At 47.4% G+C, this 22,410-nt stretch carries 35 protein-coding genes and 1 tRNA gene; 10 read left to right on the forward strand and 26 right to left on the reverse strand.

Annotated features, from left to right (window positions below):
- Window positions 1-116: 116 nt before the first annotated feature.
- Window positions 117-629: a hypothetical protein gene (locus GAH_RS01135; protein WP_048094309.1), complete on the reverse strand. Its 513-nt coding sequence runs from the start codon at window positions 627-629 to the stop codon at window positions 117-119.
- Window positions 616-867, reverse strand: coding sequence for a hypothetical protein (locus GAH_RS01140; RefSeq protein WP_048094310.1), 252 nt, complete (start codon window positions 865-867; stop codon window positions 616-618). The genes GAH_RS01135 and GAH_RS01140 overlap by 14 nt, the downstream gene beginning before the upstream one ends.
- A gap of 80 nt (window positions 868-947) precedes the next feature.
- Between GAH_RS01140 and GAH_RS01145 the strand changes: the two genes are divergently transcribed.
- Entirely contained in the window at window positions 948-1,127 is a 180-nt protein-coding gene (locus GAH_RS01145) for an AbrB/MazE/SpoVT family DNA-binding domain-containing protein (protein WP_048094311.1), read from the forward strand.
- Window positions 1,128-1,131: 4 nt separating this feature from the next.
- Here the strand turns inward: GAH_RS01145 and GAH_RS01150 are convergent, their stop codons facing one another.
- From GAH_RS01150 to GAH_RS01170, 10 genes are read right to left on the reverse strand one after another with little or no spacing between them, the layout of a single operon-like run.
- Window positions 1,132-3,006 (reverse strand): hypothetical protein, encoded by a 1,875-nt coding sequence (locus tag GAH_RS01150; RefSeq protein WP_048094312.1) that lies wholly within the window; start codon window positions 3,004-3,006, stop codon window positions 1,132-1,134.
- A 26-nt stretch (window positions 3,007-3,032) separates the two neighbouring features.
- The gene (locus GAH_RS01155; protein ID WP_048094313.1) at window positions 3,033-3,329 is read right to left on the reverse strand and encodes a hypothetical protein; all 297 of its coding nucleotides are present in this window, start codon (window positions 3,327-3,329) and stop codon (window positions 3,033-3,035) included.
- Window positions 3,316-3,504, reverse strand: a complete 189-nt coding sequence (locus GAH_RS10615) for a hypothetical protein (protein WP_156967346.1) — start codon at window positions 3,502-3,504, stop codon at window positions 3,316-3,318. Before GAH_RS10615 ends, GAH_RS01155 begins: the two co-directional genes overlap by 14 nt.
- Complete coding sequence (locus GAH_RS01160; protein ID WP_156967347.1) at window positions 3,482-3,655, reverse strand: hypothetical protein; 174 nt, start codon at window positions 3,653-3,655, stop codon at window positions 3,482-3,484. The genes GAH_RS10615 and GAH_RS01160 overlap by 23 nt, the downstream gene beginning before the upstream one ends.
- Window positions 3,648-3,776, reverse strand: a complete 129-nt coding sequence (locus tag GAH_RS11000) for a hypothetical protein (RefSeq protein WP_281173929.1) — start codon at window positions 3,774-3,776, stop codon at window positions 3,648-3,650. The genes GAH_RS01160 and GAH_RS11000 overlap by 8 nt, the downstream gene beginning before the upstream one ends.
- Window positions 3,763-3,903, reverse strand: a complete 141-nt coding sequence (locus tag GAH_RS10620; protein WP_156967348.1) for a hypothetical protein — start codon at window positions 3,901-3,903, stop codon at window positions 3,763-3,765. The genes GAH_RS11000 and GAH_RS10620 overlap by 14 nt, the downstream gene beginning before the upstream one ends.
- On the reverse strand, window positions 3,900-4,022 hold the full coding sequence (locus tag GAH_RS11005) for a hypothetical protein (protein ID WP_281173930.1): 123 nt from the start codon (window positions 4,020-4,022) through the stop codon (window positions 3,900-3,902). The genes GAH_RS10620 and GAH_RS11005 overlap by 4 nt, the downstream gene beginning before the upstream one ends.
- 2 nt (window positions 4,023-4,024) lie before the next feature.
- On the reverse strand, window positions 4,025-4,180 hold the full coding sequence (locus GAH_RS10625; RefSeq protein ID WP_156967349.1) for a hypothetical protein: 156 nt from the start codon (window positions 4,178-4,180) through the stop codon (window positions 4,025-4,027).
- Window positions 4,181-4,193: 13 nt separating this feature from the next.
- On the reverse strand, window positions 4,194-4,706 hold the full coding sequence (locus GAH_RS01165) for a hypothetical protein (RefSeq protein WP_156967350.1): 513 nt from the start codon (window positions 4,704-4,706) through the stop codon (window positions 4,194-4,196).
- 3 nt (window positions 4,707-4,709) lie between these two features.
- Complete coding sequence (locus tag GAH_RS01170) at window positions 4,710-4,892, reverse strand: hypothetical protein (protein WP_048094316.1); 183 nt, start codon at window positions 4,890-4,892, stop codon at window positions 4,710-4,712.
- Window positions 4,893-5,018: 126 nt separating this feature from the next.
- On the opposite strand from GAH_RS01170, the gene GAH_RS01175 reads away from it, so the two are divergent.
- The 8 genes from GAH_RS01175 (at window position 5,019) to GAH_RS01210 (ending at window position 9,534) form a co-directional block, all read left to right on the forward strand.
- Window positions 5,019-5,366 carry a winged helix-turn-helix transcriptional regulator gene (locus GAH_RS01175; protein ID WP_048094317.1) on the forward strand — a complete coding sequence of 116 codons (348 nt, stop codon included), beginning with the start codon at window positions 5,019-5,021 and terminating at the stop codon, window positions 5,364-5,366.
- A complete protein-coding gene (locus GAH_RS01180; RefSeq protein WP_052747710.1) occupies window positions 5,363-6,355 on the forward strand; it encodes an AAA family ATPase in 993 nt (330 codons plus the stop codon). The genes GAH_RS01175 and GAH_RS01180 overlap by 4 nt, the downstream gene beginning before the upstream one ends.
- Entirely contained in the window at window positions 6,355-6,804 is a 450-nt protein-coding gene (locus GAH_RS01185) for a hypothetical protein (protein ID WP_048094318.1), read from the forward strand. Before GAH_RS01180 ends, GAH_RS01185 begins: the two co-directional genes overlap by 1 nt.
- Before the next feature lie 18 nt (window positions 6,805-6,822).
- Complete coding sequence (locus GAH_RS01190) at window positions 6,823-7,173, forward strand: winged helix-turn-helix transcriptional regulator (protein ID WP_048094319.1); 351 nt, start codon at window positions 6,823-6,825, stop codon at window positions 7,171-7,173.
- Window positions 7,174-7,217: 44 nt separating this feature from the next.
- On the forward strand, window positions 7,218-8,159 hold the full coding sequence (locus GAH_RS01195) for a DUF6731 family protein (protein ID WP_048094320.1): 942 nt from the start codon (window positions 7,218-7,220) through the stop codon (window positions 8,157-8,159).
- Window positions 8,143-8,682, forward strand: a complete 540-nt coding sequence (locus GAH_RS01200; protein WP_048094321.1) for a hypothetical protein — start codon at window positions 8,143-8,145, stop codon at window positions 8,680-8,682. The genes GAH_RS01195 and GAH_RS01200 overlap by 17 nt, the downstream gene beginning before the upstream one ends.
- Before the next feature lie 54 nt (window positions 8,683-8,736).
- Window positions 8,737-9,198: a hypothetical protein gene (locus tag GAH_RS01205; RefSeq protein WP_048094322.1), complete on the forward strand. Its 462-nt coding sequence runs from the start codon at window positions 8,737-8,739 to the stop codon at window positions 9,196-9,198.
- Between the two features lie 75 nt (window positions 9,199-9,273).
- Window positions 9,274-9,534 (forward strand): type II toxin-antitoxin system RelE family toxin, encoded by a 261-nt coding sequence (locus GAH_RS01210; RefSeq protein WP_048094323.1) that lies wholly within the window; start codon window positions 9,274-9,276, stop codon window positions 9,532-9,534.
- On the opposite strand, the gene GAH_RS01215 is transcribed toward GAH_RS01210, so the two are convergent.
- The 11 genes from GAH_RS01215 to GAH_RS01265 form a co-directional block, all read right to left on the reverse strand.
- Entirely contained in the window at window positions 9,531-9,719 is a 189-nt protein-coding gene (locus GAH_RS01215) for a hypothetical protein (protein WP_048094324.1), read from the reverse strand. The genes GAH_RS01210 and GAH_RS01215 overlap by 4 nt on opposite strands.
- 46 nt (window positions 9,720-9,765) lie before the next feature.
- Window positions 9,766-10,032 (reverse strand): hypothetical protein, encoded by a 267-nt coding sequence (locus GAH_RS01220; RefSeq protein WP_048094325.1) that lies wholly within the window; start codon window positions 10,030-10,032, stop codon window positions 9,766-9,768.
- A gap of 112 nt (window positions 10,033-10,144) precedes the next feature.
- Window positions 10,145-10,405 carry a hypothetical protein gene (locus GAH_RS01225; RefSeq protein WP_048094326.1) on the reverse strand — a complete coding sequence of 87 codons (261 nt, stop codon included), beginning with the start codon at window positions 10,403-10,405 and terminating at the stop codon, window positions 10,145-10,147.
- Window positions 10,402-11,430, reverse strand: coding sequence for a hypothetical protein (locus GAH_RS01230; RefSeq protein WP_048094327.1), 1,029 nt, complete (start codon window positions 11,428-11,430; stop codon window positions 10,402-10,404). The genes GAH_RS01225 and GAH_RS01230 overlap by 4 nt, the downstream gene beginning before the upstream one ends.
- Window positions 11,423-11,788 carry a hypothetical protein gene (locus tag GAH_RS01235; RefSeq protein WP_048094328.1) on the reverse strand — a complete coding sequence of 122 codons (366 nt, stop codon included), beginning with the start codon at window positions 11,786-11,788 and terminating at the stop codon, window positions 11,423-11,425. The genes GAH_RS01230 and GAH_RS01235 overlap by 8 nt, the downstream gene beginning before the upstream one ends.
- A complete protein-coding gene (locus GAH_RS01240; RefSeq protein ID WP_048094329.1) occupies window positions 11,781-13,154 on the reverse strand; it encodes a hypothetical protein in 1,374 nt (457 codons plus the stop codon). Before GAH_RS01240 ends, GAH_RS01235 begins: the two co-directional genes overlap by 8 nt.
- A 66-nt stretch (window positions 13,155-13,220) precedes the next feature.
- Complete coding sequence (locus GAH_RS01245; RefSeq protein WP_156967351.1) at window positions 13,221-14,768, reverse strand: hypothetical protein; 1,548 nt, start codon at window positions 14,766-14,768, stop codon at window positions 13,221-13,223.
- Window positions 14,769-14,802: 34 nt separating this feature from the next.
- Window positions 14,803-15,204 (reverse strand): hypothetical protein, encoded by a 402-nt coding sequence (locus GAH_RS01250; protein ID WP_156967352.1) that lies wholly within the window; start codon window positions 15,202-15,204, stop codon window positions 14,803-14,805.
- A gap of 6 nt (window positions 15,205-15,210) precedes the next feature.
- Complete coding sequence (locus tag GAH_RS01255) at window positions 15,211-15,456, reverse strand: hypothetical protein (RefSeq protein ID WP_048094332.1); 246 nt, start codon at window positions 15,454-15,456, stop codon at window positions 15,211-15,213.
- Between the two features lie 45 nt (window positions 15,457-15,501).
- Window positions 15,502-16,713 (reverse strand): hypothetical protein, encoded by a 1,212-nt coding sequence (locus GAH_RS01260; RefSeq protein WP_156967353.1) that lies wholly within the window; start codon window positions 16,711-16,713, stop codon window positions 15,502-15,504.
- Between the two features lie 52 nt (window positions 16,714-16,765).
- Window positions 16,766-16,901 (reverse strand) — tRNA-Trp (locus GAH_RS01265).
- Between the two features lie 147 nt (window positions 16,902-17,048).
- On the opposite strand from GAH_RS01265, the gene GAH_RS01270 reads away from it, so the two are divergent.
- A complete protein-coding gene (locus tag GAH_RS01270; protein ID WP_048094334.1) occupies window positions 17,049-18,446 on the forward strand; it encodes a pyridoxal phosphate-dependent decarboxylase family protein in 1,398 nt (465 codons plus the stop codon).
- Here the strand turns inward: GAH_RS01270 and GAH_RS01275 are convergent.
- The 3 genes from GAH_RS01275 to GAH_RS01285 are packed head-to-tail and all read right to left on the reverse strand — an operon-like array spanning window position 18,438 to window position 22,398.
- On the reverse strand, window positions 18,438-19,949 hold the full coding sequence (locus GAH_RS01275; RefSeq protein ID WP_048094335.1) for a xylulokinase: 1,512 nt from the start codon (window positions 19,947-19,949) through the stop codon (window positions 18,438-18,440). The genes GAH_RS01270 and GAH_RS01275 overlap by 9 nt on opposite strands.
- A 39-nt stretch (window positions 19,950-19,988) precedes the next feature.
- The gene (lysA, locus tag GAH_RS01280; protein WP_048096620.1) at window positions 19,989-21,248 is read right to left on the reverse strand and encodes a diaminopimelate decarboxylase; all 1,260 of its coding nucleotides are present in this window, start codon (window positions 21,246-21,248) and stop codon (window positions 19,989-19,991) included.
- The gene (locus tag GAH_RS01285) at window positions 21,241-22,398 is read right to left on the reverse strand and encodes an LL-diaminopimelate aminotransferase (protein ID WP_048094336.1); all 1,158 of its coding nucleotides are present in this window, start codon (window positions 22,396-22,398) and stop codon (window positions 21,241-21,243) included. The genes lysA and GAH_RS01285 overlap by 8 nt, the downstream gene beginning before the upstream one ends.
- Between the last annotated feature and the right edge of the window lie 12 nt (window positions 22,399-22,410).

Here is a 22,410-nt window from a genome sequence, read left to right on the forward strand (position 1 = left end):
TGGGGCCGGTGGGATATTAATACATGTCGAAATGGGTTCATCAATTTCTCCAAACCTCTACATGCATGCGCCTATCAAACCACCACAACACCAACAACCGACGACGCCTCGCAGTCTTATTTGTTCTTTGATAATTTCTCACTCAAGAACAACTTTAAAACCCTCTCATTAACAACAGGCTCCCCATTCGCCTTTGCAAACTCACACAAGTCTTTAATAAAGTCCTCATTTATCTCAAACCCATCAACTTCGAGCTCAACCATCAAAGGAAAGATGTCTGGAGAAACGTTAAGACCATACTTCATGAACAATCGAGCCACATAATCACTCAGGCTCCAGCGATGCGTACGCAAGCAATCTGGACAGTATCCCTCCCATTTACTGCAGTCTGCACACTCTTCGAGATCTTCAACAGGATACAGTTTTCCACAGATAACGCAAATCCCAGCATTTAGCTGCCTGTAAACGAGTTCCCACACCTTTTTCGGATTCTTTCTTCCAATGCCGACCAGCTTGAGCTTTTTGGACATCTCCTTTACCAGTTTCTTCTGATCCTCCTCACTCAAGCCAAAAGTCCTCAGCTTCCAGAGATACTCATTAGCAAGCTTGATCTTCTCAAGCCGATCCATAGGCAGGACACCTGAACGACATCTCTGCGTCCATACTTATAAACCTATCAACTATCCCCAAATCAGCCCCCACAGATACAAAAGCCCTCACGACGAGCTCAAAAGCATCTTTCGAGAAGGCCAACCACACTCTATCATCTAATCCAACGTAGATCCAGTCCCCTCTTTTGTAGAAGGTGACTTTTTCAACGGCTTCAATAACGCAGACTTTAGCCCCTCCGTTCAAACATTCTACCATTCATATCCCCCCATGTTACTTAGTTCTAAAGTTACTTAAGAACAATCAACTATAAATATTTTCCGAACAAAAATACGACCATGAAGTTACTCGGGACATCTACACTCAGTAAAGGCGCAAAAACCACAATAATAAGAGCAGTCATTGAAAAGCTAAATCTACAGGAAGGAGATTTAATTGCCTATTTTGAGTCAGATGACGGCAAAATAATCTTAGCCAAAGCAGAGATAGTTCCAAAATTCTCCGAGAAGAAACAGTAACTTGCTATCCATAATCCACATCTTTACGCCAGACCTCTACATGCATCGTTTTGTTGAACCACCACAGGACGAGGACTTTATCCCTCTTCGCGATCTCCTCAAGAGTCACGTAGCCCACAAACTCGAGCTCAGACTTGCAAATCGGGCAAAAGTCTTTTCGTTTGTTCTTTGCCCTCTGAATGACCTCACGAGCTCTTTCCTCTGGAATGCCAAAGTTCTCCCTCCAGTTATTCATAAACCCGACATTGCTCGTTCTGTTGCTGTATTCAAGCAAAAATCCCAGCCACTCAATCTCCTCCTCGCTTAGATCCTCGAATTTATGACCCTCATAAAAGAACTCGTTTATGTCAATCAGCGCTTTTCTGGCGTTGTAGCGCAAGTGGTGGATTATCCTTCCATAATTTTCCTCATTAAACCATGTATACCGCATATAGAAGTTGAAAAACTCATAAGTCTCCTCCCACAGCCTGCAATGCAGCTCGTCGTAATAAGCACCGTATCCCTGCTTTCTAATCTGCCTGAAAAACTCCCTCTTCCAGAGATACCTTAGCTCATCTTTCCAGTTTTCAGGGAGATAGGGCGCAAACCTCACATAATGCCCGTTCCAGATTACAAAGTTCCAGAGGGCAAAATGGACGTGGCAGTGAGCTTCATTCGGTGAGGCAGTTTTATTCAAGTGAACGTTCATAACCCCACCAAACTTGAATTCGCCAGTCCAAGGCACTTTTTCATGCTTCTTGAGGTACTTCCTCAAAAACCGCTTAATTGTGCTCTTTACAGCCTCTCTCATTATCTTCTCAGCTTTTTTGGGAGTTTCCTTAACAAGATCTCTGCTAATCTGATCCGGAATGGTGAACACAAACCACATCAGAGCCAGATCACTCTTCTTTTGCGAGACTTCCTTTAACTCCCCATCAAACTCTCTAAAACTCTTCAGACCTTTCTTCCTGACCGCCTCAGCAATAGCAACAAACTGCTCAAATTTCAGATGTGAATATCTCTTCACATCACTCTGCTTTTTTAAAGGATGCCTCCTACCAGCGAGAGGAACATAGTTGGTCTTCCTGTTACCGTGCTCGTCGAGATATCCTCTCACCTCGCTGTCAAGAACGGGCTTAAACACATCTCCATGCTTTTCACAAACATAATGCCCAAAAAGCACAGAAGCCCTATAGTCCTTCTCGTCATATCCGAGATACACCATAAGCTTTCTAAACTCCGGATGAACCTCCACCCTCGTAAACCCATAATCGAGAACTGAGTAACCACTCAAATCGAGCTCATTAAGGCCGGAAACCCTCTTGACCTTTAGAGTTGCCTTCTTACTCAAACCAAAAGTGTAGAGCATCAACTCCAAGTCTGTGATATTAATTTCATCCTCCTCTTTTATAAAACTGTCAGAATTATGGACCTGTGCCGTATTGTAAATAGGTCGAGATAAACCCGTGGGGCATGCGTTCGAGACAGGGTTGGGGGCAGGTTGGGGGGCGTTTTTAATTCCGACAGATTTATAAAATTGAAGTGGATTTTTTCCGTTGAGGACCATTTTGAGCTCGATGACCCTGTCAGGGTCGGGGTTGGGTTTGGACAGCTCGACCTTCAGGGCGAACTTTGCCCACTCTTTGACCGGATCCTCCTCAACAATCTGGTCGGAGAGATTGGTATCGCCCAGAATGAACCTCTCGAAGTACTCCTCCCAGTCGAACTCGGCCTCGTAATCTCCAACGACCTTGCCAACGCCGTGCTTCTCGAAAATCTCAGCGTTGAGTTTAGGGAGAATTACGACCTCTCCGGGCCGGATGTGATATATCTCACCATCTACTCCTAAAATCTCCAGCTCTTCCGTGAAGGGTGAGACTGCAAAAACTACCCTCTGCATGCTACACCGGAATAAAAAATAAAAAATCAGATCTCCTGACCGAGAATCTTCTTCAGCTCGTCCTGTGCGGTCTTTGCGACTGTTCGCAATTCTCCGAACTGGCTTATGAAGTCCACGGGGTTGATCCTGCCGCTCCAGACCGTCTCGTATTCATCTCCGTTGTCCTTCCTCCTGCTGACCCTCACGCTTATGCTTCCGCCCTCCCAGACTGAAAAGCTCAGAATTCCGTTGCTGGTGTACACGTTCACGGTCTCAACCGGCCTCCTGACCTTCTCCCCGTTCTCCCCAACCTTTTTATCCACCTTCTCCTTAGCCTCTGCCATACGCCACACCTCTCATGGTTTTGCTCCCCGCCGGGATTGCACCGGCTCGATCCCCTTCATGGGAGGGGAGCACCTTTTTTGCTCTATTCTCTTCCCACCACCCTCTAAAGGCCTCAATAGCTTCGCAAAACCTATCAATCACATCAGAATCCTCACTCATCCTCTTCCTCCTCAAAAATTGGGAGAAGCTCCTCGGGCGGGATGTTCTCAAGCAGGTGCTTCACGTTGCTCAGAATGGTGTTTCTGACTGCTGCCGGGTGCTTGTTCAGGATCCTGCTCAGCTCCTCCGCCATCCTGTTCAGCCCCGGATACTTGACCTCAGGCATCTCCGCCAGCCTCGATGATCTCCCACCCGCACCTCGTGCATCTCCAGCCTGTCCGTGTCCTCTCAAGCCCTCCACCACACGGACAGGCTCCGGCCTCGATGAAGTCGTCAAGCGTGAGCATGCTGAACCGCCCCCTTCAGCCACGGCCTTGTGCACTCGGCCCTCTCAGGGTCGAAGTGCCTGCACCTCTGCGGCTTCCTCAGCTTGCACCTGAACGGACTCCAGACCGTGAACTCGTGGCACCTCATTTCCTCCTCAGCCTCCCATAGCAGTCCTTACACAGAGGGCAGCAGCCAAGGAGGACGAGTTCACCCTCGGAAATCTTCGAACCGCAGAACGCACACTCAAAAGCATAGACGACCGCCATGGTCAGCCCTCCCAGACCTCAGCATCGCAGTCGACATCGATCAGGCTCTCCCTCTGCCTTCTCAGGAGTTCATCAGCCCTGACGAATTCGACTCTCAGAATCATGTCCACGTACTGCCCCCTTGCCCGCTCAATGCCTGAGAGGTCAATGACCGGCATGAGTCAGCCCTCCTTAATCCATCCTCGCAGACAGAATCAGCATCAGCACAGAGCCCATGAAGACGATGAACGCGCTCGTAACGTCTGCAATCAAAGAGCTCAGCCCAAGATACTGATCAATCCACGGCAAGTTGCCTGCAGCAGTTAGTGGGAGAATTATCGAACCAAGAAGGAGGACGATCTCGATGAGGCTTGTGTCCCACACAGACTCTTTGTCTGCTCCGTAAACCAGCAGTGCACCAACAACGAGAGCCAGCGGTGCAAAATCCCTGAATATCGCAATATCCGGACTTCCAAAGCCAAAACAAACGAGAGCCGTGACTGTGTAGATCACAGCACCCACGAAAAACTCAATGATGCTGATTCTACCCCCACCACGTCCGACTGTCGCCCTTGCAGCTTTCCGAGCGCCTGAGCCTGCTGCTCTGCTTGCCTTTCTGGCACCGGACTCAAACTTTCTGCCTGCTGAGCTGACCTTCTCTTTGAGATTACCTATACCTTCCCTCAGGTTGTCCAAAAAGCTCATAACTCAGCCCTCCTGCAGAACAGTCTCACCCTCTCCGTTCTTCACGCCGAGGAGTCCAAGCTCTCTGAGGTTCTGCCAGACAAGGAGCCAGATATATCTGCTCACGTTTCCCTTCACACCCATGATCTCTGCGGCCTTCTTGACCTTGGGCCCCCACTCATCCGGGATGTTGCTCCACACCTGCATAGTGTTTCACCTCTACAGACTATGTTTTTAATTTTACATACAACTATTTAAACGTTGTGTTTTTACAAACCATCTTCACAATAGCACACACTACAATCTAAATTTGCGAAAACGCAAACTAAGTTGGTGAAAAAAGTAGAAGACATGTTAATTCGAAAAATAACGAAGAAGCCGATTTTAACAATACTCTACGCTTTAAACGAAGGTCCTAAAAGATGGAGTGAATTGGAAAAGCTAATCAACAAAAGATATGTCCACGAGGGAATACGAGAACTGCTAAATCTCGGTCTCGTTGAAGTAGAACTCGTTTTCGATACTCCTACAGGCTCGAAAGCCTATCAGCTCACTCCTCTTGGTAAAAAAGTTGTTCAGCTTCTGGAGCAGATTGAGAAGGAGTTTGAGGAGTATCATTCTAAGGCGCCGACTAAGGATCCGGAGGAGTTTATTGGGGAGTTGATGGAGGGTGAAAAATGAGGGAGAAAAAGGAGAATATGGAGATGTTGAAAACTCTTGAGATTCGGAACTTTAAATCAATCAAGCATGTAAAGCTGGATTGCAGAAGGATCAATGTTTTCATTGGAGAACCGAATACTGGTAAATCGAACATTTTAGAGAGTTTGGGACTATTGTCATGGGTTGCATACGGTAATACAGACTTAAGAGAGTTTATCCGATATGAGAACCTTTTGAATCTTTTCTATGATCTGGATTTGGGGGAAAGAATTAGTATTTCCATCGACAATAGCAATCTCTTGGAATTGAGATTCGAGAATGGCGAGTTTATTTTAGAGAGTGCAAATCAGGTATACGCAAGATTCAATTACACTGGGGCAAATAGAATTAGACCTGCACCACCGATAGCAATGACACCATTCAAATACTACAAATTCCGGGTGCGTAGCGAATTCCCGGGAGATAATCCGTCTTTCCTCTATCCTCCAGATGGAGAAAATCTCCTAACAGTCTTGCTTGCCAACAAAGAACTAAAATCACTTATTTTCGAAGTCTTCAACAAGTTTGGGTTGAAACCCGTCTTTAAGCCAGTTGAAAAGAAAATAGAAGTTCAAAAAGAGATAGATGGTATCGTCATAGCATACCCCTATTCTCTGATCTCAGACACTCTACAGAGAATAATCTTCTACATAACCGCAATAGAGAGCAACAAGGATTCAATCCTCATTTTCGAAGAGCCTGAGGCTAATGCATTTCCGTTTTATACGAAATTCCTCGCAGAGAGGATCGCTCTCGATGAGTCCAACCAGTATTTCATATCTACCCACAATCCATACTTGCTGCTCTCAATCCTGGGAAAAGCACCGGAAAAAGACGTGCAGATTTTCGTAACCTACTTTGAAGACTACCAGACCAAAGTTAAAACTCTATCCGACGAACAGAAGTCCGAAATCCTTGATCTGGATGCGAGTGTCTTCTTCAACCTTCAGAGGTTTCTGGAGGGGTTTTAGTGCTTTATGTGGAGTGCTATCCGGATGAATCTTTAGCCATATCGTTAGGAGTCCGAAAAAGAGACGTGATTCATGCACACAGTAAAGGCAATGTCTGCAAAAAACTTGAGAGAACTAAAAACTCAAAAGGCATGGTGGATGAAGACCCCGGAAGTTCGCAGCCAAGCTATATTAAATCACTAAGAGTCGAAGAAGAGAAACACGATTTAAAACTACTATTGGATCCCCGAAACGGTAATTATCTAATCGTTGTTTGCCCTAATTTGGAAGAGTGGATCATCCGGACAGCACGAGAGGCTGGTGTAGATTTGAGGAGAATGGGGCTACCGAATGACCCAAACCGCTTGCATAAGGTCATAAACTCAAACCTTGATAAGTTTGAAAAGCTCCTCTCAGAACTTCAAGGGAGGAGCAAGAGACTGGAGACGTTGAGAGGTTATCTTTTATGAGGCTGATGGGTTGAGAGAATGGTAGAAAGGCCAATCAGTTCCATAATCAACACACTAAGCCATTCCAAAAGTTTAGATATACTGTTTAGGCTTAAAGATGGAGGTAAAAGATGGAGCAACCTGCTTGAGGTTGCAAAAGACAAGAAAACACTCAGTCACAGAATAAGAGAACTGTCCAACCTTGGCCTCATCCAAATCAAACTTGTTTTCGATACTCCGACTGGGTCAAAAATTTACGAGCTTACACCTCTCGGCCAAAAGATCGTTCAGCTACTTGAACAAATGGAAAAAGAGTTTGAAGACTACTACTCTAAAGCACCCCCAAAAGACCCCGAGAAATTCATCAACGAATTGTTGGATGATAATTAGGGAAATAGCAAACATTAAATAGAAAAATAAAATTATTGCACATCATGGCGTCGTCAGTAGAGAGGAAAATTTACTTCTATACTATAAAAGTAGCAAAAGATGGAAAGCATGTCAATAGTTTAGAACATATCTTCAGACATATCAATGAACTTGATTATAGCCTATCCCCAGATGGAAGGATTTTGCCAATTGATGGAGGCACAGACCACATGTGTATGTTATTGGACTCAGCCAAGTACCCCATTAGAGGTATGCTTGGTTTAATACGAAAAGACGCTCTACCACTCATTTTTAAAGAGGATACGGGAGACACTTCAGGAATAGAAATTGACCCAGAAAATGAAGGGCTCTATGAGCCAATCCACTTCATAATCTGGAAACTCGGAAATAGCCATATCATTGGTGTCGAGTACAATTTTTATGGGCCACGACCTCAACGAATTAGCTGGTATTTACAAAGAGTAGCCCGAGAACATGTTGATAGAGTTATAATGCAGCCAATCATGAGAAAGGACATTTCCTCTAAACTGGAAAAATACGACGAGATCAAAATTTTAAAAATGAGGTTCAATCCGAATAAATCCGAAATATTCCGTGAGCTTGATGAATCCTTACCAGACGCAATAAACGCAATAGGAAAAGCAACAAACTCAAAAGACGTATATATTGTGCTAAAGCCCGATTATAGAAAAAGAAAAGGCATTCTGGGGATAGTTCCAAAGCAATTTAAGAAGATATTAGGAAGGGGAGATGTCACAGACATTTTCAGCCTACTACAAATCAAAGCAAAAAATATCGAAACCGGAGAATTTGAGTGGTTAGATCTCCTCAACGAATTGATTGTATCGAAAAAAACAGTCACACGCTTGGACATATACCGGTGTGTTGACTCGTCTGATATGTTCGAAAAAATAAAGGAAGCCTACTATGACCACAAAGATGAAATAAAAGAAGTTATAGGAATAAACAATGTCTCAAGAGAATGAGAAACAAAGCTTAAAAGAAAAAATTCAGAAAATACCAGCGATATATAAAAGAAATTTCATGCAAATCGATTTGATAGTAGTACTAATCTTTACGCTAATTCTTGCCATTACTGTTAATCCCTTTGAGAAAATTGATGGCGAGAAAATTACATCCTTTTATTTGACAATGGTTACATTATTTGGTGGCTTGACGGGATTCATAATAACTGGAGTAACCATACTACTTTTTTTCTTGTATTCTGTCGAATTTAAGCCAGAAACAAGAGAGATCTTAGAGAGGTTCAAAAAGTCCAAACAATACCCAAAGACTTATGACGTGTTTTATAGTGCTATAAAATTTTCAGGCGCCACGGCAATCACTTCACTACTCACCATAATTTTCAATTGGACAACTAACGGTTATCTTTTTTATCTGGTTGTTTTCCTTAGCTTAACGTCTGTAGATCGTATCGTTTGGAGTATTTGGATTTTAGAAACTTTAACTAAAAATATTATAGAGGCAGATAAAAATGAATTACTATAATCGGCGAGGTCTGTTTAAGCATAATAAATAGCCTCTAAAGGAGGAGTGATGTAGATGGAGGGTGAAGAAGTGATATACTCCACAAAACTCGAATATGTCGCCTCTTCTGGAGAAACTAAAACCGCCGAAGTGAGGGTTACTAAAGACAGAATTGTGATCAGAAGAGATAATGATGTCGAAAGTCTTTTGCCGCAATACATCAACGCCATGAGGTATCGGTGGGATCCAAAGACAGGTTATTTGGCAACGGCAATCGGTTTGTTTATCTTCTCAGGAATATTCTACTTCATACCGCCAGATGATAGCTTTATTCTGTTCGAAAAGGTGATTAAGCAGCTCATTTCTGTCGGTCTGGCAATATTTGGAGTACTCGCTCTAATAGCTTGGTGGCATGAGCGGAGATTTATTCTCACTCTAACGTCCTTTGGATACTTTGTTAAGCTGAAGAGTAAAACGGAGAAGCCGATACGAGATCTCTATGAGGCTATTGAAAAAGTTAGAATAGAGAGGGGCTAACTTCAGACAACTCACACTTTTCATACCAGTCATAGAGGATTAGGATAATAAAGAGGAACACAAACATTCGATTACATGACTTGGACAATCGTAACAAAAGAAGAATTTGAACGCCAGTTCAGGGATCTAACCAAAAAAGATAAACCATTAGCCGAAAGGCTGGCCAAAGCCATTCTGAAGCTGGAAGAAAACCCGTATTTGGGAAAGCCTCTTTCCTACGACCTCTCGGGATTGAGGTCTTTGAGGGTGGGGAAGTACCGGATTATTTATGAAATCAACGAAAACGAAAGGAAAGTCATTTTATTGGCAGTTGCTCACAGAAAAAAGAGCTACTAAGCGTCAATATCCAGCTCTTTCAGAAACTCCCTGAACTCCCTTTTCTCTGGCTGGGTTTCAGACCTTCTTAAAGACTCCATCAGCTCCTCGTCGCTCATTATTTCTAAGGTCTCAATGAGTGAGTCCAACCTGTCTCTGAGCTCCTTAAGATCCTCGAGAATTCTTTTACTGGCAACAGTTTGCATACAAATCATTGTTGGATCTATCATTTATAAAGCTATCTTCCCGGTCTCAAAAGCTAACCCTCTCGGCAAACTCTTCAATAGCCCTTTTAACCTTTTCCAAAGGCAGCATGTACATCAGGATCTCCCAGAACTCCATAGCCAGATCCTCTCCCATCTCAACCTTAATCTGCTCCAAGTCAAGCTTATACGTTCCGTTGACCTTCGAAATGTTGTTCCTAAGCGCTATCTTCCTCGCATCAACCGCCACGGCGTGATCCCTGCCATTTCCACTCTTTATCAGAACACGAAAGCGATAGTCCTGCATTACTCCCACCCCAAAACGGCAAATTAGATCTCATATTATAAAGCTTGACCCCACGGTGAATGTGAATATGTTTTATTTCATGAAATTCTCTTTTTAAAATGTTGCAAGAATTGAAAGAAGGCTACAGAAGGCTAATCTTCTGCTTTATGTATTCTACCAAGGCATTCAGGGCCTCACTCAGCCAGTAATTTACGGTGTTCAAAATGAAATCCAGAACCTGGTTTAAATCAAACCCTGGCATTACCGTTTTGCCCTGCACTAATGGATAACCAAAGAAGAACAGCAGGGTAATGAGCTTAACTGCCCTGCTCTCGGTCAGCCACGAAACCGCCGCAAGGGCTGCAAGAATAAGGAGGGGGGAAGCACTCAGGAAGTCCGTCATGCTTCAGCCTCCTCCTCTCTTTTGAAGAAGTAGTCCATGAAGTTCTCAAAATGCTGATCCGGAACTCCAATAACAAAGCCATCGAAGTCCAGCCACAGAAATATATCCCTCTGCTCTATTCCATACTTCCGCCTCAAGCTGTGTGGAATGCTGACCCTTCCTTTACCATCTACTTTAGAGCTGTCTTTACTCACCTGCTGAAAGTGGGATTTTCCCATCCCACGCACATACCACCTATTATATGTAATATGGGCACCGCCATGATCCACCCCTGCCTCCTCTGCATACTTCTTGACCAGCTTTCCGAACTCTGTCAGGTTGCCGTGCATGTCGAGGATCCCGTAAGCGGTTAGCAGATCCACGTCCTCCCACTCCTCTGGCGAAAGTTCATTCGCCAAATTTTTCGCCCTCTCCTTCTGCTTGATCACGGTCATCTTTTCCTTGACTCTCTTGGCCTTGCGCTTCATCTCCCTGTACTCGTTATAGATCTCATCAGGGATCTTCTGACTTTCAATTTCTCCAATCTTCTTGTAGTCCTTCCTAAGAAACAGCCATCCTCTCTGCTTTGCCCATACTTCTCCTTTCCCCCTTTTTGTCATCTGTATGAAGATGTGAGCAGCATCCCTGAGCTTTGGAGGGATCATTTCCCAGGTAGCTGCAGTTACAATCAGAACAGCAACCTCTTCTCTGACAACTTCAAAATCCTCTATAAAGTCAATAAGCTGTTCTCTTTCTCCCTTTTTTGTAAAACCATACGATGACGTGTGCAAAGCAAAATCGTCCCACAACACCGCTTTAATTCTGCCATCGGTATGACGTATCAGATCGCTCCTCCCCGACAGATTGCTGAAATCTGTGATGGTAAACACCATGTGCCTCAACACAGCCCGCCAGTCTCTCAGGATGTCGTATGTTATGTTCATGCCCAGTACAGTCTTACCAAGCCCCTTATCACCAAGAATCCCGATAAAAAGGAAGCCGTCATTCTCTATCGCAGAATTTATCGCATTCATGAGCTTATTCATCCAATCCCTCCACGTCATCAAACAGGCTCAAAATGTCGTCATCCCCGCTTTCTCCTTCCTCTACTCCCCCATCCTGCTTGGCCAGATCACTTGCCGCTATCCAGAACCTCTGCTTTACAGCCTCACCTTGCAGAGTCTTCAAAACCCTCATCTTGTGGTATGGCTCTAAAAAGTCAAAAAGTTCCTCTCTCGCCTCCTTGCCAAATTCCTTCTCCGCAATGTCTAAGAGAAAAATAAGCCTATCACCAAAGGGATCAAAAACCAAGGTTCCAAGACCAAGCTTTCTGCCCAGTCTGTAGCTGATGAAGCGTTTAAGCTGTTCCACCTTGTCATTAGCTTTTAAGTTCACTCTACTCATCGCCACCACCCTTGATCTCCCTGATAACACTCAAGAGCTCGCTGATGGTCTTCCTCGGCATCGTGATCTTCTCCCTGACGTAGGCCCTGAGAAGCTTGTTGTAGTCTTCGGCAATCTGCTTGATCTGAGCGCTCTTGAGCATCCTGGTGTAGTTGTCCTCGTTCATTATCTCACTGCATTCAACGAGCTTCGTCTTTGTGACCTCAAGGCTGAAGTGCTGCTTTATCGCCCTGACGTTGAAGATAATAGCAGTCAGCACCGCAAGGAACAGAGAATAAGCCAGATCAATTCTGAAGACATTCAGGAAATCCGCCACCACGCTGATGACCAGCATGGCAAAGAACGCGATCAGGCTGTACCTCAGATTAAACTCCGCCCTGCTGTTGTAGACCTCATCCTCCACCTTCACGGCGAGAATGCCCTTGACGCTCTTTCCGTCGAGCTCGAAGCTCACAGGCTGCTTGAAGTCATCCTTAAAACTGACCCTTGCCAGCCTGTTGTCATGATCTCTGACAAGCCCTCTCTTGGACAAATACGGCAGCGCATACAGCCTGATAGGCCTCGAATAGTCGACAATCGCAAGATACAGCTTTTCATATTCTGCCAGATACCTCGCGAAGATAAAGCCAAGAACAAAGAAGACCGCAAAAGCCCAGTTGTACATGTCCCTGATCTTCTCCCTGTTAAGCTCCAAGGCAGGAATCTGCTTAACTATCGTCGTGTTGCCTGCCTGAATTCTTACCGCTGCAGTTGTGTAGTCAACGCTTAAAATCGCTAAGATCAGAACAACACAGGCAACAAGAATTATCAGATTATCAACGAAGCTTATCAGGAGCCTGTCCCTCTTCAGCCAGTAGCTTAAAGCAAAGCCGACCAAGAAGATTCCCAGAGCCCCAGCCGCCCTCTGCCAGCCGAATTTGGCAAGTTCTGACTTAAGGATCGCAATGGGATAGTCCTCAAAGTAAAAGAGATCCCTTTTCTGCTTCAGGATTGCAAAACCCCACGGAGAACCAACCGTTACGACCTTCAGCCCTGCGTACTCCTGCACCCCTGAGAAGTTCAGGCGATTGTAGCCCTTGTGTATGGTTGTCTTCTTCCAAACTCCGCCAAAGACATCAACCACAGTCACCGGCTCGGTTCTGTTGGCATAGATTAGAATCCAGCCCTCATCAAGATCGTAGTCCACAACGTATGCCCACCTGTCAATGTCCCACTTGCTCCCCGTTCCAGTTATGAACTTCCTCGTTTCATTGCTCCAGTAAACCAGATCGGGCTGATTGCTGAACTTTCCAAGCTCCTGAACCGTGGTGTTCTGCTTGGCGAACTTGGACATGTCGATGTAGTCCGCTGAAGCCACGGGAAGCACCAATAAAATCAAAAAAAGAATTAACGCCCTGGCCATGAGAATCACCGTGTAAAAAATAAGGAGAGTTTACCTTCTCCTTCCAAGAATTGCGTAAACTCCAACTGCACCAATTGCTATGATGCCAATCTTTGCTGCCTGATCAAGAGATGCCCACCACTCGGAGAGGCTGGAGCCTCCACCTGAGCCTCCTGCGGCCATTGCCTGCAGGTTATTGATGTATTCTTCGTAAAGCTGTCTTATCTGTGCCAGCTCGTCATACATTTTGAGAACGTCCCCGCTGTGGCTGACATACCTTGTAAGCGTTACGTTTGTTAATTCGTTACCCTGCCAGTCTTTGATAGCTCCAACTGTGAAATTATAGCCCTTCAAGTCATAAAGTCCACCATCGCTGACAAAGAACCATAGGTAATTGCTGTCTGCTGTGTAGTTCTGCCCACTTTCAAGTGTTCCCGTCCAGTCCGTGAAAAGCCAGCCTTCAAGTGTTGTAGCGTTGCCATTCGCATCATAGACCGTTATGTTTATCGTTTTGTTGATTCCAGTCGTGTTAAGCCCCATCAGTGCCAGTTCTGCCGAAGCATAGCCATAATAACCCGTCTGGTTAAGGTCATTGTTAAGCATGCTTGCGAGAATGTAGGGGTCAATTAGCGCCGTGATATTCCACTGATTAACGTAATCCTGAGCCAGCCCGTCGATATAAGCGTCTATGTTCGCATTTACCATGTTATACTCGCTGTCAATCTGGTTAAGTATGGTCTGATATTGATTAAAGTCATACACTGTCTCAGTTCCATTAAATACAACCGTTATGGTCGCAAGATACCAATTTCCGTTATTATATCCGTTGTATGTAAACCACGCAAACGGCCTTTTAATTGAATAAGTGTCACCCAGGACTGTAACCGTTGAAGTCCTGATAACCAAGTAATCTTTAACCCAGTTCTCCTGATTGAGGTTCAAATTACCGTTAACCCAACGGAAAGCCAAAACCTTCTGATTCCACGAAGGATGATATTCTACTTTATCCACTGTCTCAGTCGATACCTGCCCAATCTGAGTGTCCACAACATCAATGACTATATCGCTGACCCCTATATTCTGCACATAGTAGCCTACAGAATAATTGACCAGCTCAGCGCTTTCATTAGCAAGCGCTATTATGTTCTTCGTCAGGTTCAGATAGTAGTTATAAACCGCCTCGTGTGCTTTTTGCTTTGCTAAGGTCTTTGCAGTTACGAAATCACTACCGTTTTGGGTCAATTCATAATCAATGACCTTAAGAGCATTGTATTTAGCCAAAGCCCATGCATAGTTTTCTGAATACTTAAGCAAATCTTGACCAAGGCTGATTATATTGTTATCTCTCGCATAAATCTCTTGCAGATACAAACGAGTGTCAATGTCATTCTGAATCGTGTTTGACGTTAATTGAGCCTGTAGATCATCAATTAACTCCTGATAGTTCTCTGAGTCTAAGATTCCAAGCCAATAACCGAAAACGGTTGAAGCTACGAAACCAGCCGCTATCAATGGCAAAACGAGCGGGACTGCTACCGTTTGCCCTATCAACATTGTAAGCATCAAAGCCGCCATTACTGCTTTTCTCTTATCGCTCACCGCCACCACCTCTGTTAAAAAATAGTGTTAAAGTTCAGTCCTGCTTTGCTGCGACTATCAGAGCGCCCACGCTGACGATCAGCATGATAAAGCTGTTCACCGGGTCAGTCAGGTACGTGCTTATGTCTATCCCGATGCCTGCAAGATACCCAGCAGCCGCAAGCGGCAAGCCAATAGCCACGCTCAGAGCTCCGATCTCAAGGGCTGTAACCTTCTGGTTCTTCTTCACCTGCTTGTCCAGAGCGAACACACCGAGGGCGCTGAACAGCACTATCCAGAAGCTGAAGTCTGTCACCCACGCCAGATTTATGCTGCCCAGTCCAAACGTCGCAATACCTGCGATCACGTAGACCACAAACAGGGCAGCCTCGTATATGCTCACGTTCCCCTTCCTGTAGGCGCCCCCATAATACCGCTTAAAACTCCCTCTCGCCATCTCACCTCACCCTTTCTTTCTCTTTCCTCCTTTCCCCTTCTTTCTCCCGCTCATTCCCGCCAACGCCTCATACTTGCTAACTCTAACCCATATCAGCGCCAGCACCGCTACAAAACCCAGCGCTGCGGGTATTGTGCCAAAATGCTGCTGAATCCACTGCTTCAACCAGTCCCCAGCGAGGGCGTCAAGTAGCAACTCCAGAACAACAAAGAGTGCGAGCAATACTGCAAACTCTGTGTGCTGGCGCCTCATTTTAAAACAGAAAATAGGTTTCCAGTATATAAAACCGCTAAAAAATTATTTCCGATCTAAAAAGTCCTTCAGCATAGGCAAGGCCTCAGGATCTGTCATAGCTATTTCCATAAACGTCTTGAGTGCTTTCTCAACTTTCTGAAGCCTCTCCTTCAAAGCCCGATTTTCAAGAACCACGGACTCAAGCGCTTTATTGAACTCAGCTCTAACTTCCTCTTTCGCTCTTTCAATCTCCTTCGCCCCAACGTTCGAAAGTAGGTTCAAAACGGGCTCAACTTTCAGATACTCCTGCTTAAACCATTCGACATCATACTCTGGACTCTTGTCATAACCAAGCTTGTCGATGACGTGCCCAAGGAAAAACTCGCTTGCAACAGCATTAACACCATACAAAGTGCAAAGCGACTTAAACAGATCTCTGAACTCATGGAGATGAACATGATAGCGATTCAAACCATTCTGCTCTATAATTCCAATCCTTTTCGCAATTTTCGTCAGCATATTCCCAAGCAATCGAGAGGTCAACGGGACGTACTCTTTTTTCCTACGGTTGTAAACCACAAAAAGCTCATCCCTGTCACAATCCGGCCGCTCTTTTAACCAAGATTTGATCAGCATCTTCGCATCCTTTCCCAGAAAAGTATAGTACTTCCTAACCTCCGTTTTGCTAACTTTAGACCTGAAAAGGTCTATTCTAACCGGGCCCTCTTCATCGAGCTTGTCAATAATCTGCCTCCATGCAAATTTATTAAACTGGTCGTACTCCGCCGCCGCAAGAGCTGCCTGAAAACAAACCATATATGCTGCCTTGTATGGCTGTGGGGCGTGAATTATTATCTCCCTCAGCTCCTCAATGGTCAGAGGCGGTAACGTAATCGCTCTGAGTTTATCTGCCTCACTTGGCTGAAAAACCCTATTCATCTCCTGCCTCGATAACTTTGGCAAGAACACCCGATGGTACTCATAGAAACTCTTAACTGCCTGAAATCTATTCTTTCTGTCCTTTACCCCTGTTTTCTGCTGCTTGATGTACTCCAGAAGAATGTCCAAATGTGTATAAAGAACATCCTGATCCCCTTTTTTAGCATCGTTCAACATTTCCTCAGCAGAATTCCAATACCCAGATTCCTTAACCCACTCGAGATATTTGAGGAAATAATAAACGTAACTTCTCGCTGTGGAAGGCCTCAAATCATAAGCCCACTTTTTAACGCAGTCTTCTTCGATATTAAAGGACTCTACGCCCTTGTATGGCATAAAAATAACGGCCACATAGGTTTACTTATTTTTTTCTGAACCCATATAAAAATGGGGCCGGTGGGATTTGAACCCACGACTGGCGGGTCTCCCCGGGTCAGCACTCCAGCGGATCATCACCGCTCAGCAGACCCATCAGTCATCACACCGCTGGAGCCCGCCGCGCTTCCTGGCTACGCCACGACCCCTCTGCTTTCAGGATGGGTGCAATTTGAATATAACTGTTGCGTTTGAGAGTGGTGGTAAATCAACGATAAATCATCGAAAATTATATGGTGATAGCAGCAGACTCCACATGATGGAAAGCAGAAATGTGCTAAGAGGGTGATGGATAGATGTTCCCGGAAGAAGGTTTGGGAAAGGACGATGTTCTGAGAGAGCTTGAAGAGCTCTCAAAAGATGATTTTGACCCCCTAAGCGGGAGAATGTGGGGTCACACGTATTACTCGGGACTAACGGACGTTATTGAGATAGTCAGGAAGGCCTACGTCATGTACATGGACAAGACCATGCTCGACTTCACGGTCTACCCAAGCGTGCTGAAGATGGAGAACGACGTTATCTGCTTCGCGAGGGAGATACTTAAAGGTGATGAGGAAACGGTCGGAAACTTCACATACGGAGGGACTGAGAGTATCATGCTCGCCGCTAAGGCCGCGAGAGAGAGGTTCAGAAAGGAGCATGGAAAAAGCGCAGTTCCGGAGATAGTCCTGCCAGACACTGCCCATCCCGCATTCTACAAGTCCGCAGAGTATCTCGGTCTGAAAGCTGTTAGAGTGAAGACGGACGAGGAGTGGAGGGCTAATGGTGATGCGGTGAGCGAGGCTTTGAGCGAGAACACTTGCATGGTTGTCTGCTCGGCACCAAACTACCCATTTGGCGTTGTGGACGATGTGAGGAGCGTTGCAGAGGTTTGCGAGGAAAAAGGGCTTTGGCTTCATGTGGACGCATGCCTTGGAGGATTCATCCTTCCGTTCATGAGGGAGAACGGGGAGAAGATCCCGGACTTCGACTTCTCACTGGATGGGGTCTCGTCAATTTCCGCGGACTTCCACAAGTTCGGATATGCCCCTCGAGGAGCTTCGGCTGTCCTTTACAGAAATTCCGGGCTGAGAGAGGGGCAGATATTCGTCATGTCCTCATGGCCGGGGTATCCGCTCGTGAACACCGCAGTCCTATCAACCCGCTCAGCGGGAACTCTCGCTGCCACTTGGGCGGTGATGAGGCATCTGGGAAGGAAGGGATACACGGAGCTGGCAGCGAGGGTTCTGAAGGTCAGGAAGAGGCTCGAGAAAGAGCTGCCAGAAATTGGGCTGGAGATCATAGGAAAGCCGGAGGGAAGTGTTCTGGCATTCAAGTCAGATATCGTGGACGTCTTCCTGCTTGCAGGCGCGATGGAGAGGAGAGGGTGGTACATACAGTCGCAGCCCGGCTCGGAGAAACTGGGGTATCCGAAGTGCATTCACCTGACAATAAATCCGGGGCACGGGAGGGTGGTAGATAAGTTCCTGAGCGACCTCAGGGCGTCTGTCGAGGAGGTGAAGGGTGTTAAGGCCGAATACGATGTCGAGAGAATTCTCTCGGACATTCAGGGTGCCCTTGGCATGAGGCCCGGTGAGCTGCCCGATGACCTTACTCCGGTAAACGAGCTGATACACCGCCTCCCGCCGGAGATGGTCGAGCAGGTGCTGAGGAGCATGATAAACGAGGTGATATTCAGGCCCTCAGAATAGGCCCTTGTTGAGGCTCCTGAACAGCCCCTTCGTCTTCTTGTAGTAGTCCCTGAAGTGTTTCATTTTTTTCCTGTACACATTCACAAGCCTCTCATCCGGCTTAAAGGTCCTGTCAAACCTGAACTTGCTCGCAGCAGACTCGAACGTGTCCTTTCCGAGGGCAACAGAGCCGATGACTCCAAGTCCCCTCAGACCGGCCATCTCAGGGCTTGCAGTCCTCACAACCTGCCTATTGAGCGTGCTTGCAATTATTTCGCACAGCACATCGAATCTTGCCCCGCCACCGGTCACCTTGACCTCCGCTTGCCTTCCAACTATCCCCTCAACGATCTCATACGCCCAGCCTATGTTGAGGGCGATTCCCTCCATAAGTGCCCGGAAGACCTCTCCCTTCCCGGTCTTAAGGCTGAGGTTCACGAGACTTCCCCTGATGTACCCGTCATCAAGGGGTGCTCGCTCTCCGAAGAACCATGGAGTGAAGAGCAGGTTCGTCTCTGCCCTCGCAATCCTCTCCACCTCCTCATGGCTACCAACCCCGGTCAGATCCATGAGCCAGTCTATCGCCCCTCCCGCCACCTCCTGCTCGGCAACGAGCAGGTACTTTCCGGGAATCCCGCTCAGCAGCGTGCCAATGTAGTGCTTCAGGTCGGCCTTCCTCTTCGAGATGTGCGCCGCCACCCAGTCGCTCGTGCCGATGTAAACGTGCACCTCGCCCTCACCTATCGCCCCAGACCCTATTGCTGCTGTGCACATATCTCCCGCTCCAACCACAACCGGAGTCCCGGGGCTGATCCCGAGTTCTCCCGCAACTCTCTCACCAACCCTGCCTGCGATGTCCGTGCTGTCCCTTATCTCGGGAAACAGGTCTGGTGAAAGACCGTACTCCTTCATCAGGCCCACATGCCACTCCGCCTTCCCCTTCCTCGTGTCAGCGAGCCATGTCAGGTGCGCCTCGTCCTGACTCGTAACAATCTCCCCGCACGCCCTGTAGATCAGATAGCCCTTCACATCCAGAATCCTGCTTACCTTCCGGAACCTTTCAGGCTCGTTCTCCATCATCCACGCAAGCTTTGATACAACATCCTTCCCCGTTCTGCTCGGAGCGCCACCTGTTATCCTGAGAAACCTGAGGAGCCTCGGGAGGTTGTAGCCCTGAACCCTGAGCGGGCCGGACCAGAGCTCCCTCGGATAGCCCTTGCCCCTCTCGTCCAGCCATATGATCATGTTGCCCACAGGCTCCCCTTCCAAGTCGAGCGGGACTATCCCGGCCATGTGAGCCGTGAAAACGAGAGCGTCAACGTCGTGCCCATCGCAAACCTCCCTCAGCAAATCAGCCACAGTGTTCCAGAGCCTCTCAGGATCTTTTTCAGCAAATCCTTCTCTCGGATGAATCACCTCGGCCTTTCTCGACGAGAAGCTCCTGACAGAATAATCGTCGGTGTCAACAACCCCGGCCTTTATCGAGGTGGTGCCAACGTCAACGGCGGCAATAAGGCTGCCCATGAGAGAAGTGGAATTTAAAATTATTTATAATTGACGAACTCAGAGCAGATCCTCGGGGATGACCTGCTTGGATATAAGATCTCCAAAGCCCTCCTTCTCCCTTATGACGCGAAAGCTACTGCCGTCCACGAGGACTTCCGCACACCTCGGCCTGCCATTGTACTGGCTGCTCATGGCAAAACCGTACGCACCGGCGTCAAACACCACGATGTAATCCCCTTTCTCAACCCTCGGTAGCTTTCTGTCCTTGGCGAGAACGTCTCCGGACTCGCATATGGGTCCAACGACAGTGTAGACCTCTTCCCCCTCGAGCCCAAACTTGTTGGCAACCGCGACCCTGTGGTAAGCATCATACATCGCCGGTCTCAGGAGCAGGTTGAAGCCAGCATCAACCGCAACGAAGTTTTTGTAGGCTCTCTTCACAGAATTCACCTTGGTTATCAGAACGGTGGTGTTTGCGACCAAGCTCCTTCCCGGCTCTATCCAGAGCTCCGGCCTTGACTTGAGTTCTGCAACCCCTCTCTCATAGATTGGCCTGAGAGCACTTGCAAACCTACCAACCTCAGCTCTACCATCTCCTTCGTAGTCTATCCCGAATCCGCCACCCATGTCGAGGAACTCCAGCGAAACCCCCATCTCCTCCAGCCGCTTGGCGATCTCAAACATCTTCTCGAGTTCCTCGACGAAGGGAGAGGTGTCGGTTATCTGACTTCCAATGTGGCAGTGAACCCCGACGGGCTCAACTGCCGGGAGTTCGAGTGCGAGCCTATAAGCTTCAAAAATCTCCTCGGACGGTATCCCGAACTTTGACGTTCTTAGACCGGTAGCTATTTTCGGGTGGGTCTCAGGGCTTATGTCAGGATTGACCCTGAATGCAATTCTGACCGTCCTTCCAAGACTCGAGGCTATCTCGGAGATTGTGTAAAGCTCGTCAATGCTGTCCACGCTGAACCTCACTCCAGTCCTAACTCCAAACTCAATCTCCTCGTCGCTCTTAGAGTTGCCATTGAAAAGCACGTAGTTTCTGTCAAAGCCTGCGAGAAGGGCGAGGTAGAGTTCACCGGCCGAGAAAACATCAGCCCCGAATCCGGCTCTCGCGAATATCCTCATCAGGGCGAGGTTATTGTTCGCCTTCACCGCGTAAAGCAGCCTCGCCCATCCGAAGTGGGTTCTGTATGTCTGAATGTTCTCCTCAAGCAGCATTCTTGATGTCACGTAAACAGGGGTGCCCGTGGCCCGGACTATTTCTCTGAAGTCAACATCCTCTATGTGCAGCACCCCGTTTCTTGCCTCAAACAACTCCAGCACCCTCCATCCTCTTCAGGGCCTCGTCAATGACGTTCACATCCCTTGTCAGGGCGAACCTCACGTAGCCCTCTCCGCTCTTTCCGAAGCCGACTCCCGGAGTCACGAGCACGCCGGCCTTGTCGAGGAGGTTCTTGGCGAACTCCATGCTCGGCATTCCCACCTTCAGCCAGACGTAAAACGTGGCCTTTGGTTTCTCCACCTCGAACCCGAGCTCTCTGAGCCCCTCAACGAGCCTGTCTCTCCTCTCCCTGTAGACCCTGTTGTTCTCCTCTATAACCCCGTCGTCCCCGTTCAGCGCCGCGATACCGGCATCCTGAACGGCGTTGAAAACCCCGCTGTCCACGTTGGTCTTCACCTTGAGCAGCCCCTTAACGGCCTCCTCATTGCCGAGGGCGTAACCAATCCTCCATCCGGTCATGTTGTAGGTCTTGCTCAGCGAGCCGAACTCTATCACGCACTCCATCGCATTCTCGTATTCAAGAAAGCTCCTCGGCCTGTAGTCAAAAGCGATCTCGCTGTAGGCAGCATCGTGAGCGAGGATTATGTTGTTGTCCGTGCAGAAGTCCACGACCTCCTTTATGAAGTCCATCTCAGCCACAGCGGTGGTGGGGTTGTTAGGGTAGTTCAGGAACATGATCTTGGCCTTTCTGGCAACATCCTCCGGAATGCTCTCCAGATCGGGCAGGAAACCGTTCTCCTCCTTGAGCGGGAGCTCGTAGGGAATGCCTCCGGCGAGCAGGGTGGAGGAGTGGTAGACAGGATAACCGGGCTCGGTGTAGAGCACGTAATCTCCGCTTTCGACAAATGCAAGCGGGAGGTGGGCTATCCCCTCCTTTGACCCTATCAGCGCGATCACGTTATCGGGATCAACATCCACACCCTTCCTTCTTCTGTAGAAGTTGCTCACAGCCTCTCTGAACTCGGGCTTGCCAGCATAGCTGGGATACTTCTGGTTCTCGACCTTCTCAACCGCCCTCTTCATCTCCTCGACAACATGCTTTGGCGTTGGCAGGTCAGGGTCTCCAACTCCGAAGTCTATGACCTTCACGCCCTCCTTCTCCTTCCTCGCCTTCATCTCGTCGAGCTCAGCAAACAGGTAAGGGGGAAGCCTTCTGAGTCTCTCGGCTAACTCGAATGCCATAATCACCACCTG

The sequence above is a fragment of the Geoglobus ahangari genome, assembly GCF_001006045.1.
Taxonomy (GTDB): domain Archaea; phylum Halobacteriota; class Archaeoglobi; order Archaeoglobales; family Archaeoglobaceae; genus Geoglobus; species Geoglobus ahangari.